We start from the raw sequence: 12327 nt of genomic DNA on the forward strand, positions 1-12327 counted from the left end.
CCGCGATAACTCAACCCGCGTTGGGGTGTGCGGCGCGGGTGGGCGCCAGGAGGACGCGCCGAGGATTGTTGAACAATCCCCCCTCATGCCTCAAGATTGTGTGACCGGCACCTCAGCCGGGCCCGATCCGAGAGGACTGCACCGTGTCTCACGCGCCGCAGATCGACCTGAACTCCGACGTCGGCGAGTCCTTCGGCTCGTGGACGATGGGGGACGACGCCGCCATCATGCCCTCCGTCTCCTCCGCCAACGTCGCGTGCGGCTTCCACGCGGGCGATCCCTCGGGGATCGCCCAGACCTGCCGTGACGCGGTCGCCGCCGGCGTCACGATCGGCGCGCACGTGGGCTACCGCGACCTCGCCGGATTCGGCCGCCGCTTCCTGGACTGCACGCCCACCGAGCTGGCCGATGACGTCCTCTACCAGATCGGCGCCCTCGACGCGCTCGCCCGCGCGGCCGGCGGCCAGGTCCGCTACGTGAAGCCGCACGGCGCCCTCTACAACACGATCGTCCGTCACGAGGCGCACGCCCAGGCCGTCGTCGACGGCGTCAAGGCGTTCGGCTCCGACCTCCCGCTGCTGCTCCTGCCCGGCTCCGTCGCCCTGGACAAGGCGGCCGCCGCGGGGCTGCGCGGCGTCGCCGAGGCCTTCGCGGACCGCGGCTACAACCCGGACGGCACGCTCGTCTCCCGCCGCGAGCCCGGCGCGGTCCTCCACGACGAGGACGACGTCGCCGCCCGCATGGTGCGCCTGGCAACCGAGGGCGTCGTCGCGGCGGTGGACGGCACGGACGTGCGCGTCGACGCCGAGAGCATCTGCCTGCACGGCGACACGCCCGGCGCCGTGGCCATGGCCGCGGCCGTGCGCCGCGCGCTCGAGGGCGCGGGCGTGGCCATCAAGGCCTTCGCATGAGCGCCCCACATCACCCCGCCGCCGAGCCGCCGGCCCGCCCGATCCGCTGGGTCGGCACCCAGGGCTTCCTCGTCGAGTGCGCCTCGCTCGAGGACGTCATGGCCGTCCACGCCCACCTCACGGCCCACCCGGAGCGCGGCCAGCGCCAGGTCATGGCCGCCGCCGCGACCGTCCTGGTGACCTTCACCTCGCAGGCCGCCGCCGAGCACGCCGCACCGCGGGTCAGCACTCTCACCCCCGACGCCGGTGAGCTGACGGGGGGCCGCGTCGTCGAGATCCCCGTGGTCTACGACGGTGAGGACCTCGCCGAGGTCGGCCGGCTCACCGGGCTCGGCGTCGACGGCGTCATCCGGGCCCATAGCGAGGCCGACTGGTTCGCCGCGTTCGGCGGCTTCGCGCCGGGGTTCATGTACTGCGCCTCCGAGGCGGCCCCGTTCGAGGCGCCCCGCCGCAGCTCGCCCCGCACGGCCGTCCCCGCGGGCGCCGTCGCCGTCGCCGGGGCCTTCTCTGCCGTCTACCCGCGCACCTCGCCCGGCGGCTGGCAGCTGCTGGGGCACACCACCGCGGCCCTGTGGGACCTCGGCCGCGAGCAGCCCGCCCTGCTGCAGCCCGGCGACCGTGTCCGCTACGTCCCCGTGCGCCCGACGGCGTCCGTCACCTCCGGCACGGACGCGGCGGTCGACGCCACCCCGCCCGCCGACGCCGCGGCCGGCCTCCCGTCCGTGGCCGGCCGCCGCGGCGTCACCGTCGTGGACCCGGGGCTCCTGACCCTGGTCCAGGACCTGGGCCGCCCGGGCCTGGGCGACCTCGGCGTCGTCGTGTCCGGCGCGGCCGATCGGGACGCGGCGCGCCAGGCGAACCGGCTCGTGGGCAACCGCTCACGCGAGGCGGTGCTGGAGACCGCCCTGGGCGGCCTCACCCTCACCGCGCACGGCCACCAGGTGATGGCCCTGGCCGGCGCCGAGGCCGGCGGGACGATCACCGCGGCCGACGGCGCCACGCGCCGGGTGCCCGCCCGCACGCCGTTCGTCGTGCTGGACGGCCAGACGCTGACGGTGGACGAGCCGGTCGGCGGCCTGCGCGTGTACGTGGGCCTCCGGGGCGGGCTCGACGTGCCGCCCGTGCTCGGCAGCCGCTCGACCGACACCCTGTCCGGGCTCGGCCCCGCCCCGCTGACGGCGGGGGACCGCCTCGCCCGCCGCGTCGGCCCGGATGCGAGGGGCGCCGCCGGCGCCTCCGCCGCGAGACCGACCGCCGCCGGCGCCCCCGCCTCGGCGGAGGCCGGCGTCGTGATGGTGGGGGACCCGGAGACCTCGCTGCGCCCCATGCCCGCGCCCGGCCAGGTGGCCGTGCTGCGCGTGGTCCCCGGCCCCCGCGACGACTGGTTCGGCGAGGCGGGCCTGGAGCGCCTGTTCACGCAGGACTGGGACGTGAGCCAGCAGACCGACCGGATCGGGGTGCGCCTCACGGCCCCCGACGACGGCGCGCCGCTCGAGCGCGTGCGGGAGGGCGAGCTGAAGTCCGAGGGCGCCGTGCGCGGCGCGCTGCAGGTGCCGCCCTCGGGTGAGCCCGTCCTGTTCCTCTCCGACCATCCGGTCACCGGCGGCTACCCGGTGATCGGCGTCGTGGCCCGCGCGGACCTCAGCCTGGCGGCCCAGCTGCCGCCGGGCGCCCGCGTCCGCTTCGTCCCCCATCCCCGCCCCGGCGCCGAGACCGTCGTCGACTCCGCATCGCCCTCCGAGGAGACCCCCGCATGACCACCACCCCCGCCGCCCGCCCCGTCACGCGGGTGCTCATCGCCAACCGCGGCGAGATCGCCGTGCGCGTGGCCCGCGCCGCCCGCGACCACGGCATCGCCTCGATCGCCGTCTACTCGGATCCGGACGCCGACGCCCTGCACGTGGCCGTCGCGGACGAGGCCTTCCACCTGCCGGGCGCGTCCTCGGCGGACACCTACCTGAAGATCGACGCGGTCCTCGACGTCGCCCGCCGCGCCGGCGCCGACGCCGTGCACCCGGGCTACGGCTTCCTCTCCGAGAACGCCGACTTCGCGCAGGCCGTGATCGACGCCGGGATGACCTGGATCGGCCCGTCGCCGGACGCCATCCGCGCCCTCGGCGACAAGATCACCGCCCGCTCCCTCGCCCAGCAGGCGGGCGCCCCGCTCGTGCCGGGTTCGGACGGCCCCGTGCCGGACGCCGCCGCCGCGCGCGCGTTCGCCGAGGAGCACGGCCTGCCGATCGCCATCAAGGCGGCCTTCGGCGGCGGCGGCCGCGGCATCCGCGTGGTGCGCGAGCTCGGCGACGTCGAGGACGCGTTCGAGGCGACCGTCCGCGAGGCCGTCGCCGCGTTCGGCCGCGGCGAGTGCTTCGTGGAGCGCTTCCTGGACCGCCCCCGCCACGTGGAGGCCCAGGTCCTCGCCGACGAGCACGGCCACGTGGCCGTGCTCGGCACCCGCGACTGCTCCCTGCAGCGCCGCAACCAGAAGCTCGTGGAGGAGGCCCCGGCGCCGTTCCTCACGGACGAGCAGCGCGAGCGCATCCACACCTCCGCCCGCGAGATCTGCCGCGCCGCCGGGTACACCGGGGCCGGCACGGTCGAGTACCTCGTGGCCCCGGACGGCCTCATCAGCTTCCTGGAGGTGAACACCCGCCTGCAGGTGGAGCATCCGGTCACCGAGGAGGTCTTCGGCGTGGACCTGGTGCGCGAGCAGTTCCGCGTCGCCGCCGGCGAGCCGCTGAGCATCCCCGAGGACCCGACGCCGCGCGGCCACGCCCTCGAGTTCCGCCTCAACGCTGAGGACCCGGCGTACGGCTTCCTGCCCGTGCCCGGCCCGATCGACGCGTTCGAGGCCCCCACCGGCCCCGGGGTCCGCATGGACTCGGGCGTCCGCACCGGCTCCGTGGTGCCGGGCGAGTACGACTCCCTGCTCGCCAAGCTCATCGTGTGGGGCGAGGACCGCGCCCAGGCCATCGCCCGCGCCCGCGACGCCCTGGCCGAGCTGCGCATCGACGGCGTGCCCACCGTGGTGCCGTTCCACCGCGCCGTGCTCGAGCAGGACGCCTTCACCTCGGGGGACCGCCTCGGCGTCTACACCACGTGGATCGAGTCCGAGTTCGCCGAGCCGCTGGCCGAGTCCCCCTACCTGAGCGCCGAGGTGCCCGCCGGCGGCCGCACCGCCGTCACCGTCGAGCTGGACGGCCGCGCCGTGCGCCTGGGCCTGCCCGCCGATCTCTACGCGGCCCTCCTCGGAGGCGGCGGCGCGGGTGCCGCGGCCCCGGCCGGCGCTGCCGGCGCCGGGAAGCCCGACGACGACGGCGCCGTGGCCTCGCCGGTCACCGGCACCCTGGCCTCGTGGAAGGTCGAGGACGGCGCCGAGGTGGTCGAGGGTGACACGGTCGCGATCGTCGAGGCGATGAAGATGGAGACGCCGATCCGTGCCCCGCGTGCGGGCCGGATCCAGCTCCTCGTGGCCGAGACCCCGGCCTCGGTGACGCGCGGCCAGGCGATCGCCCGGCTGGGGGCGTGAGGGTGCCGGCGCGCGGCGGTGTCACCGGGGAAGGCCTCGCGCCCGGCGTCGGCGGCGGCGAGTCCGCCCCGGCTCCGGCTCCCGTGGCCGCGGCCGCACAGCTGCGGCAGCGGATCGCGGCGGCCGGGCTCGTGCCGGGGGAGCGGCTGGGGGAGGTGGCGCTGGCCGCCGAGCTCCAGGTCAGCCGCAACAGCCTGCGCGAGGCGTTCACCATGCTGGCCTCGGAGGGCCTCGTGGAGCGCCGGCCGCACCGCGGGGTGTTCGTGGCGGCGCCGGGTCCGGAGGACGTGCGTGGGCTGTACCGCACGCGTCGGGTGATCCAGCTCGGCGCCCTCGAACACGGCGAGCTCACCCCCGGTGCGGCGCGCCAGCTGCGCTGTGCCCAGGACCTGCTCTCGGGCGGCCCGGACACCCCCGCGCGGGTCCTGGGTGACGCCAACCATCGCGTCCACGTCGGCATCGTGGACCTGGCCGGCGCCCCCGAGCTCACGCGGCTCATGGCGTCGGTGCAGGCCCGCGTGCGCCTGGCGTTCCATCCCATGGACGAGCAGACGCGCCTGCACGTGCAGTTCGCGGACCGCAACCGGTGGATCGTGGAGCGGCTGCTGGCCGGCGACCTCCCCGCGGTGCACGCCATGTTCGGCGACTACCTGGACGAGGCGGAGCAGTTCGTCCTGGCGCACCTCGCCGCCGTGGGGGACTGACCGCCTCCCCGGGCCCCGACGGTCACGGGACCTGGAACATCCGGTCCGGCAGGTCCGTGATGAGCATGTGCCCGGGCGCGTGCGTGATGGCCAGCGGCGGGCGGGACTCCATGATCGCCGCCTGCGGCGTCACCCCGCACGCCCAGAACACGGGCAGGTGGCCCTGCGGGACCTCGACGGCGTCGCCGAAGTCCGGTGCCGACAGGTCCGTGATCCCGAGGCCGGCCGGGTCGCCCACGTGCACGGGCGCGCCGTGCACCGCGGGGTAGCGGGAGGTGATGCGCACGGCGTCGGCCACGCGGTCGGCGGGGAGGGGGCGCATCGAGACCACGAGCGGGCCCGAGAGGCGGCCCGCCGAGGCGCAGCGCCGCGTGGTGCGGTACATCGGCACGTTCACGCCGGCGTCCTGGTGGGCCATCCGGATGCCCTCGGCCACCAGGGCGGACTCGAAGGTGAACGAGCAGCCGATCACGAACGTCACGAGGTCGTCCCGCCACACGTCGAGCAGATCCGTGGGGCGGTCCGTCTCGACGCCGTCGCGGTACACCACGTACTGCGGCACGTCCGTGCGGACGTCGCCGTCCAGTGCGGGGCCGTTGACCTCGCCGGCCTCGAACACGCCGAGCAGCGGCAGGGCCTGGGGGTTGCGCTGGGCGAAGAGCAGGACGTCGTAGGCGTGGTCCTGCGGGATCGAGACGAGGTTCGCCTGCGCGTAGCCGTCGGCGATCCCCGAGGTCGGCCGCACGAGCCCCGCGCGGAAGCGCTCGCGGGCCTGCGCGGGGGTCGTGGCGCCGTCCAGCGGCGGCAGCGGCGTCGTCGTGGTCATCTCAGGCACCGGTGATCATCTCGACCATGGGGATGAACCCGCGCACCGCGATGAACACGGAGACGATCCACGCGAGCGCGCCGATCACGAGCAGCCACCCGGGGTAGCGGTAGCCGTGCAGCAGGTCGCGGCGGCGCCAGGCCACGTAGAGGAGGGCGGCGAAGCCGACCGGCAGGATCATGCCGTTGAACGCGCCGGCGAACACGAGCAGCGTCTGCGGGGCCTGGCGCAGCGCCAGGTAGAGGGCGGTGCAGACCACGATGAAGGCGACCGTCAGCAGGTTGCGGGTGCGGGCGCTGGTGGTGGAGCGGGTGACGAAGCTGATCGAGGTGTACGACGCACCGATCACGGAGGTGACGGCGGCGGCCCACAGGACGATGCCGAACATGCGCAGGCCGATGTCGCCGGCGGCGGCCTGGAAGGCGGAGGCAGCCAGGTTGTCCTTGGACAGCACCGCGCCCGAGGCGACGACGCCGAGGATCGCCAGGAACAGGAGGGCGCGCATCAGGCCGGTCACGAGGATCGAGGCTACGGAGCTGCGGGTGATGTCCTGGACGTCGTCCACGCCCTTCACTCCGGAGTCGATCATGCGGTGGGCGCCCGCGTAGGTGATGTAGCCGCCGATGGTGCCGCCCACGAGGGTGACGATCACGAAGAAGTCGACCTCCTCCGGCATCACGGACTGGCGCAGGGCCTCGCCCACGGGCGGGGCGGAGGTGATGGCCACGTACAGCATCAGCAGGATCATGACGGCGCCGAGCGCCACCACGATCCGGTCCAGGGCCACGCCGGCGCGCTTGGAGAGGAAGATCAGCAGCGCGATGAGCGCGGAGACGCCGCCACCGATCAGGGGGTCGACGCCGAGCATGGCGTTCGCGCCGAGGCCGGTGCCGGCGATGTTGCCGATGTTGAAGACCATGCCGCCGAGGAACACGAGCGCGGCGAGGACCCAGCCGAGGCCGGGCAGGACGCGGTTCGCCAGCTCCTGGGCGCGCATGCCGGAGACGCCGATGACGCGCCACACGTTCATCTGGACGGCGATGTCGATGAGGATCGAGACCAGGATGGCGAACGCGAACGCGGCGCCCATCCGGACGGTGAACGTGGCGGTCTGCGTGATGAAGCCGGGGCCGATGGCCGAGGTGGCCATGAGGAACATGGCGCCGAGCAGTGCGGTGCGCCGGGTGGCGCTCGCGGCACGGGAGTCCGTCTTCGGTGCGGTGCCCGAGGGGGTCGAGCCGTCCGGCCCGGCGTGGGGGATGTCTGCGTGGGACACGGTGGTCACCTTCGTCGAGGGCGCCAGGCGAGGTGACGGGCGTCACGAGGCGCTGGGGGAGACGGTAGCTGTTGTTGAACAATCCTGGCAACAGCGAGACCGGGTGTCGTGGCGTCCCCGCCCGAAGGAACGCCTCACCTGCCTGGCGCGCCCCGCCCCACGCCGCGACCATGGAGACATGTCGCACACGTCTGAACAGTCCTCGCCCCTGGCCGATCAGCTCCCGCCGGGCGGTCCCGACGAGCCGCACGCCGCCGGCGGCGTGCATGCCCGCCTCAACTGGCTCCGCGCGGGCGTGCTCGGCGCCAACGACGGCATCGTGTCCGTCGCGGCCACCGTCGTCGGTGTCGCCGGTGCGACGACGGCGCTCACCCCGATCCTGCTGGCCGGCGCCGCCGCCGTGGTCGGCGGCGCGTTCTCCATGGCGCTGGGCGAGTACGTGTCCGTCTCCTCGTCCTCCGACTCGCAGAAGTCGCTGATCGCCAAGGAGCGCCGTGAGCTCGAGGAGGATCCCGAGGGCGAGCTGGAGGAGCTCGTGCAGCTCTACGAGGCGGACGGCCTGAGCCGGGCCACGGCCGAGGCCGCCGCGCGGGAGCTCACCGAGAAGGACGCGCTCGCCGCGCATCTGCGCATGGAGCTGGGCATGGCGGAGGAGGACGTCGTCAGCCCGTGGGCCGCCGCCGGAGCGTCCTTCCTCGCGTTCCTCGTGGGCGCGCTGCTGCCCTTCCTGACGGTCGTCCTGGCGCCGGTGGGCCTCCGCGTCCCGTTCACGTTCGGCGTCACCCTCGTGGCCCTCGCCGTCACCGGCTGGGTCGGGGCCCGGCTCGGCGACGCGCCCGCGCTGCGGGCGGCCGTGCGCGTCGTCCTCGGCGGCGCCCTGGCACTCGGCCTGACCTTCGCGGTGGGCTCGCTGCTGGGGGCGTCGGTCGCCTGATCCGCGCCGGAAGGGGTGGGCCGGCCCAGCGCCCGTGGCCGCGCCGTGGCGCGCGCGGAGCGGTCCTGGAAGCCGAGGACCGTGCGCATACCACAGGCGCCCCCCGTCGAGTTGAAGCGACGCCCACGGTTCGCGTAAGGTGGGACGGCGCACGCCGCGTTGTTCTCGTCGTTCCATCGGTCAGGTGACCGGGCGGACGGCGGGTCGGAAAAGCAACGCGCTCCCGCAGACCGGATCCCGGGACGCCCTCAGGGCGGACCGGGGCTCACCGTCCACACCAGCGATCCCATAAGGAACTTCGGTTGGCTCTCACCCAGCCTGGTCCACCTTTTCGAGAAGTCGCAGTAAGAGTGCGGTGTCCACACCCGGGGCGGGGCTCACAACAGGTGTCCGCGGACAGGTCCGCGGCTCGCCGCCATGCGGGTTCCGCCCGTCCTTTTACTACTACTTGCCACGAGGAGTGATCATGGCAGCTCACTGCCAGGTAACCGGGGCTGGGCCGGGATTCGGCCACAGCATCTCCCACTCGCACCGTCGCACCAAGCGCCGGTTCGACCCGAACATCCAGAAGAAGACCTACTGGGTCCCCTCCCTGCGCCGCAACGTCATGCTGACGCTGTCCGCCAAGGGCATCAAGACCATCGACGTGCGCGGGATCGACGCCGTCGTGGCGGACCTGATCGCGAAGGGAGTGAAGCTCTGACATGGCCAAGGACAAGGACGTTCGTCCGATCATCAAGCTGAAGTCCACCGCCGGCACCGGGTTCACCTACGTGACCCGCAAGAACCGCCGGAACAACCCGGACCGCATCACCCTGAAGAAGTACGACCCGGTGGTCCGCAAGCACGTCGACTTCCGAGAGGAGCGCTGAGATGGCCAAGAAGTCCAAGATCGCCAAGAACGAGCAGCGCAAGGCCATCGTGGCCCGTTACGCCGAGAAGCGTCTCGAGCTGCGCAAGACCCTCGTGGACCCGAACGCGTCGGACGAGGCCCGCGAGGCCGCCCGCCTGGGCCTGCAGAAGCTGCCCCGCGACGCCTCCCCGGTCCGCGTGCGCAACCGCGACGCCATCGACGGTCGCCCCCGCGGCACCTTCCAGCGCTTCGGCATCTCCCGTGTGCGCTTCCGCGACATGGCGCACCGTGGCGAGCTGCCCGGCGTGACCAAGTCCTCCTGGTGACCTGAGGCCCGGTCTCCGGGCGCTCGGCACCACCGCGACGGCGGCGTCCCTCCTCAGGAGGGGCGCCGCCGTCGTCGTGCCCCGGGGATGAGGGCCACCCGGGTCACGGGAAATCGCGGATTCTCGCGGTTCAGGGGGCGATTCGCCCGCGGAGAGGTGGTACGTTCACAACTGGCAGCCCGGTCCGAACGGCCCGGGAACCGTAACCGACGTCCCATAGGGAGGACCCATGGCCATGAACCGCAAGGAACTCGTCGCCGCCGTCGCCGAGCGCTCCGGCAACACCCAGGCCGCCGTCAGCGATGTGCTGGACGCCCTCTTCGAGGTGTTCACCGCCCAGGTCAAGAAGGGCGAGAAGGTCTCGATCCCGGGCTGGCTGGCCGTGGAGCGCACCGAGCGCAAGGAGCGCACCGGCCGCAACCCGCGCACCGGCGAGGAGATCACCATCCCGGCCGGCCACTCCGTGAAGGTGACCGCCGGCTCCAAGCTCAAGGCCGCCGCCTCCGAGTGATCCCGGTCGCGGTGCGCGTCCCCGGACCCACGCCGCAGGCCGCAGGACGGGCGTCCCACCCTCGGGTGGGGCGCCCGTCGTCGTCTCCGGCCGCGTAGGATGGGCGGACGATCGTCCGGCCGACGTGGGCCGGGGCCGTCAGGAGAGGAGTCGTGGCATGCGCAGCGCCGTCGCCGCCGCTCCGTGGGCCCCGTCCGGCCTCGAGGACGCCCCTCCGCGCGTCGTGCGTGGGCCGGCCCGTCTGGCCCGGGGCTGGGCCGGGGCCCTGGCGATGACCGCCCTGGCCGCGCTGTTCCACACCGCCGCCGAGCCCGGTCACGGGTTCCCCGAGGTCGGCGTGGTCGCCTTCGCGGCCGTCCTCGCCGCCCCGCTCTGCACCGCCCTGGCGGGCCGCGCCCTCTCGCTGTGGCGCACCGCCGCGGCCGTCGCGATCGCCCAGGGGCTGTTCCACGTGCTCTACGGGCTCGCCGCCGGCGGGCACGCCGTGGCGCCGGCCGCCGGCGTCGACCCGGCCCACCTCGGCCACGCCCGTCCCGGCACCGGGGCCCTCCTGGCGTCGGGGGAGGCCCTGTCCAGCGCCCCCACCGGCCACCTGACCGACCTGCGCATGCTCGCGGCCCACGTGATCGCCGCGGTCCTCACCGTGCTGGCGCTGCGGCGCGGCGAGGCCCTCGTGCTCACCATCGCCGAACGCGTGGTGGCCGCCGTCTGCCCGCCGCCGGCCGCGCACGGCCCCCTGCCGACGCCGGCCCGCGTCCGTGTACCCGTCCCGCCGGCGCTCCGGCCGGCGACGTCCCTCGCCCTCCTCAGCTCTCCGGGGCGGCGCGGCCCGCCGTTCGCCCTAGCGGCCTGAGGACGCCGGCTCCGTCCGCGTCTCGAGGCCCGACCGCGCCCGACGACCCTTCGGAACGGTCCGCCCGCGACTCCCGTCCGGGACCGCGGCAGACCCGTGAGGACACCACCATGCATCACCAGACCACCCCTGTCCGCCGCGCCGCTCGCGCCGCCGCCGGACTCGCCCTGCTGCCCGCCCTCGTCGTCGCCGGGGCCGCCCCCGCGGCCGCACACGACGAGCTCATCCGCACCGCCCCCGCGGTCGACGAGACCGTCACGACGGCGCCGTCGGAGGTCTCGCTGACCTTCAGCGGCGACCTGATCGACGGCGAGGGCATCCAGAACCTCCTGCAGGTCCGCGACGCCGACCGCAACCAGTGGCAGTCCGCCGCCGGCACCGTGGACGGCCCCACCTTCTCCGCGCCGCTGTGCGAGGGGCTGCCCAACGGCGACTACGAGGTCGCCTACCGCGTCGTCTACTCGGACGGGCACTCCGAGGAGCGCTCGTTCGACTTCGCGGTGGACGACCCGGCCGCACCGGCCGCCGGCACCGCGCCCCAGGGCTGCGGCTCCGCCGTCTCCGGGGCCTCGATCGCCGCCTCCCCGGAGGCCGCGGCAGGCCAGGGCGACGCCGTCTCGGCCGAGGCGACCGCGCAGGCGGACGCCTCCGACGCCGCGCAGCCCGCGGACTCCGACGCGCTGCCCGCCTGGGTGTGGGTCGCCGGCATCGCCGGCCTGGCCGTGCTCGTGGTGGCCTTCCTCCTTATGGGCCGCCGCGCCCGCGCGCTCGGCCACCTCGACGACGGCCGCTGACCTCTGACCCCCGGCCGGCCCCACGAGGGGACCGGCCCCGCCCTCGCGCGCCCGCACGCCCCGCGCGTCGTCGCGCGCCCGCCTGACAAGGAACCCCACAGACATGACCACCTCCTCCCCCCGCGCCCCTCGCCGCCTCGGCGCCGCCGCCGTGCTCGCCGTTGCCGCCCTCGGCCTGACGGCCTGCGCCGGAGACGAGGCCGGCTCCGCCCCGAGCGCGTCGGATGCCTCGAGCGTCGCGCCGGCCACGGGCGCCGCCCCGGCCTCGGATTCCTCGTCGGCCGCGTCCACCGCGGACGGCCAGGCCGCCGGCCTCACGATCACCGACCCCTGGACGAAGGCCACCGAGGAGGGCATGACCGGCTCCTTCGGCATGCTCGAGAACTCCTCGGACCAGGACCTGCACGTCGTCGGCGTCCGCTCGGAGCTGGGTGAGACGGTCGAGCTCCACGAGATGGTCTCCGGCGAGGACGGCCAGATGGTGATGCAGCGGAGCCCCGACGGCTTCACCGTGCCCGCCGGAGGGAGCTTCGAGCTCGCCCCGGGCGGCAACCACGTGATGTTCCTGGGCCTGACCGACCCGATCGAGCCGGGTGAGGACGTGACCTACGACCTCGAGCTGGAGGACGGCTCCACCCTCGAGGTCACCTCCGTGGTCCGGCCCTTCACCGGCGCCAACGAGTCGTACCACGGTGGCGAGTCCCACGAATCGGAGGACCATGCCGACCACTGACCCCGCCGGCCGGCCGGACGACCACCACGGGTCGGGCGGGCGCGAGGGCGCCCGCCCGGCCCCGGGGGGCCCCTCCC

Annotated in this window: 14 protein-coding genes; 12 read left to right on the forward strand and 2 right to left on the reverse strand. The window is 74.8% G+C overall.

The annotated features are described in order from the left end of the window. Nucleotides 1-143: 143 nt before the first annotated feature. The 4 genes from SJ20_RS02410 to SJ20_RS02425 are packed head-to-tail and all read left to right on the forward strand — an operon-like array spanning nucleotide 144 to nucleotide 5144. Nucleotides 144-911: a LamB/YcsF family protein gene (locus SJ20_RS02410; RefSeq protein WP_036338774.1), complete on the forward strand. Its 768-nt coding sequence runs from the start codon at nucleotides 144-146 to the stop codon at nucleotides 909-911. Continuing rightward, nucleotides 908-2668: a carboxyltransferase domain-containing protein gene (locus SJ20_RS02415; RefSeq protein ID WP_044658832.1), complete on the forward strand. Its 1761-nt coding sequence runs from the start codon at nucleotides 908-910 to the stop codon at nucleotides 2666-2668. The genes SJ20_RS02410 and SJ20_RS02415 overlap by 4 nt, the downstream gene beginning before the upstream one ends. Continuing rightward, nucleotides 2665-4440 carry a biotin carboxylase N-terminal domain-containing protein gene (locus SJ20_RS02420; RefSeq protein WP_044658833.1) on the forward strand — a complete coding sequence of 592 codons (1776 nt, stop codon included), beginning with the start codon at nucleotides 2665-2667 and terminating at the stop codon, nucleotides 4438-4440. The genes SJ20_RS02415 and SJ20_RS02420 overlap by 4 nt, the downstream gene beginning before the upstream one ends. Further along, nucleotides 4437-5144, forward strand: coding sequence for a GntR family transcriptional regulator (locus tag SJ20_RS02425; protein WP_036339766.1), 708 nt, complete (start codon nucleotides 4437-4439; stop codon nucleotides 5142-5144). Before SJ20_RS02420 ends, SJ20_RS02425 begins: the two co-directional genes overlap by 4 nt. Nucleotides 5145-5166: 22 nt before the next feature. On the opposite strand, the gene SJ20_RS02430 is transcribed toward SJ20_RS02425, so the two are convergent. Together SJ20_RS02430 and SJ20_RS02435 are read right to left on the reverse strand one after the other, a co-directional pair. Further along, nucleotides 5167-5979, reverse strand: coding sequence for a putative hydro-lyase (locus tag SJ20_RS02430; protein ID WP_036339768.1), 813 nt, complete (start codon nucleotides 5977-5979; stop codon nucleotides 5167-5169). Further along, nucleotides 5972-7255, reverse strand: coding sequence for an NRAMP family divalent metal transporter (locus SJ20_RS02435; RefSeq protein WP_041104497.1), 1284 nt, complete (start codon nucleotides 7253-7255; stop codon nucleotides 5972-5974). The genes SJ20_RS02430 and SJ20_RS02435 overlap by 8 nt, the downstream gene beginning before the upstream one ends. 169 nt (nucleotides 7256-7424) lie before the next feature. On the opposite strand from SJ20_RS02435, the gene SJ20_RS02440 reads away from it, so the two are divergent. The 8 genes from SJ20_RS02440 (at nucleotide 7425) to SJ20_RS12265 (ending at nucleotide 12250) form a co-directional block, all read left to right on the forward strand. Next, the gene (locus SJ20_RS02440) at nucleotides 7425-8180 is read left to right on the forward strand and encodes a VIT1/CCC1 transporter family protein (protein ID WP_044658834.1); all 756 of its coding nucleotides are present in this window, start codon (nucleotides 7425-7427) and stop codon (nucleotides 8178-8180) included. Nucleotides 8181-8646: 466 nt separating this feature from the next. Beyond that, nucleotides 8647-8883: a 50S ribosomal protein L28 gene (rpmB, locus tag SJ20_RS02445; RefSeq protein ID WP_044658835.1), complete on the forward strand. Its 237-nt coding sequence runs from the start codon at nucleotides 8647-8649 to the stop codon at nucleotides 8881-8883. A 1-nt stretch (nucleotide 8884) separates the two neighbouring features. Continuing rightward, nucleotides 8885-9052: a 50S ribosomal protein L33 gene (gene rpmG, locus SJ20_RS02450; RefSeq protein ID WP_002858336.1), complete on the forward strand. Its 168-nt coding sequence runs from the start codon at nucleotides 8885-8887 to the stop codon at nucleotides 9050-9052. Nucleotide 9053: 1 nt separating this feature from the next. After that, nucleotides 9054-9359, forward strand: coding sequence for a 30S ribosomal protein S14 (gene rpsN / locus SJ20_RS02455; protein ID WP_002858338.1), 306 nt, complete (start codon nucleotides 9054-9056; stop codon nucleotides 9357-9359). A 229-nt stretch (nucleotides 9360-9588) separates the two neighbouring features. Further along, nucleotides 9589-9870, forward strand: a complete 282-nt coding sequence (locus SJ20_RS02460) for an HU family DNA-binding protein (protein WP_002858339.1) — start codon at nucleotides 9589-9591, stop codon at nucleotides 9868-9870. A 157-nt stretch (nucleotides 9871-10027) separates the two neighbouring features. Next, a complete protein-coding gene (locus SJ20_RS02465) occupies nucleotides 10028-10723 on the forward strand; it encodes a hypothetical protein (RefSeq protein WP_044658836.1) in 696 nt (231 codons plus the stop codon). Nucleotides 10724-10833: 110 nt separating this feature from the next. Next, complete coding sequence (locus SJ20_RS02470; protein ID WP_044658837.1) at nucleotides 10834-11517, forward strand: copper resistance CopC family protein; 684 nt, start codon at nucleotides 10834-10836, stop codon at nucleotides 11515-11517. Between the two features lie 103 nt (nucleotides 11518-11620). Beyond that, nucleotides 11621-12250, forward strand: coding sequence for a copper chaperone PCu(A)C (locus SJ20_RS12265; protein WP_044658838.1), 630 nt, complete (start codon nucleotides 11621-11623; stop codon nucleotides 12248-12250). Nucleotides 12251-12327 lie beyond the last annotated feature (77 nt).

This window comes from Micrococcus sp. MS-ASIII-49 (assembly GCF_000946635.1).
Lineage (GTDB): Bacteria > Actinomycetota > Actinomycetes > Actinomycetales > Micrococcaceae > Micrococcus > Micrococcus luteus.

Excerpts from the sequence above, each read along its gene's own strand:
- rpmG (WP_002858336.1), top strand. The coding sequence starts at position 8,885 with ATGGCCAAGGACAAGGACGTTCGTCCGATCATCAAGCTGAAGTCCACC.
- SJ20_RS02470 (WP_044658837.1), top strand. The coding sequence starts at position 10,834 with ATGCATCACCAGACCACCCCTGTCCGCCGCGCCGCTCGCGCCGCCGCC.
- SJ20_RS12265 (WP_044658838.1), top strand. The coding sequence starts at position 11,621 with ATGACCACCTCCTCCCCCCGCGCCCCTCGCCGCCTCGGCGCCGCCGCC.
- SJ20_RS02420 (WP_044658833.1), top strand. The coding sequence starts at position 2,665 with ATGACCACCACCCCCGCCGCCCGCCCCGTCACGCGGGTGCTCATCGCC.
- rpsN (WP_002858338.1), top strand. The coding sequence starts at position 9,054 with ATGGCCAAGAAGTCCAAGATCGCCAAGAACGAGCAGCGCAAGGCCATC.
- rpmB (WP_044658835.1), top strand. The coding sequence starts at position 8,647 with ATGGCAGCTCACTGCCAGGTAACCGGGGCTGGGCCGGGATTCGGCCAC.
- SJ20_RS02460 (WP_002858339.1), top strand. The coding sequence starts at position 9,589 with ATGGCCATGAACCGCAAGGAACTCGTCGCCGCCGTCGCCGAGCGCTCC.
- SJ20_RS02465 (WP_044658836.1), top strand. The coding sequence starts at position 10,028 with ATGCGCAGCGCCGTCGCCGCCGCTCCGTGGGCCCCGTCCGGCCTCGAG.
- SJ20_RS02415 (WP_044658832.1), top strand. The coding sequence starts at position 908 with ATGAGCGCCCCACATCACCCCGCCGCCGAGCCGCCGGCCCGCCCGATC.
- SJ20_RS02440 (WP_044658834.1), top strand. The coding sequence starts at position 7,425 with ATGTCGCACACGTCTGAACAGTCCTCGCCCCTGGCCGATCAGCTCCCG.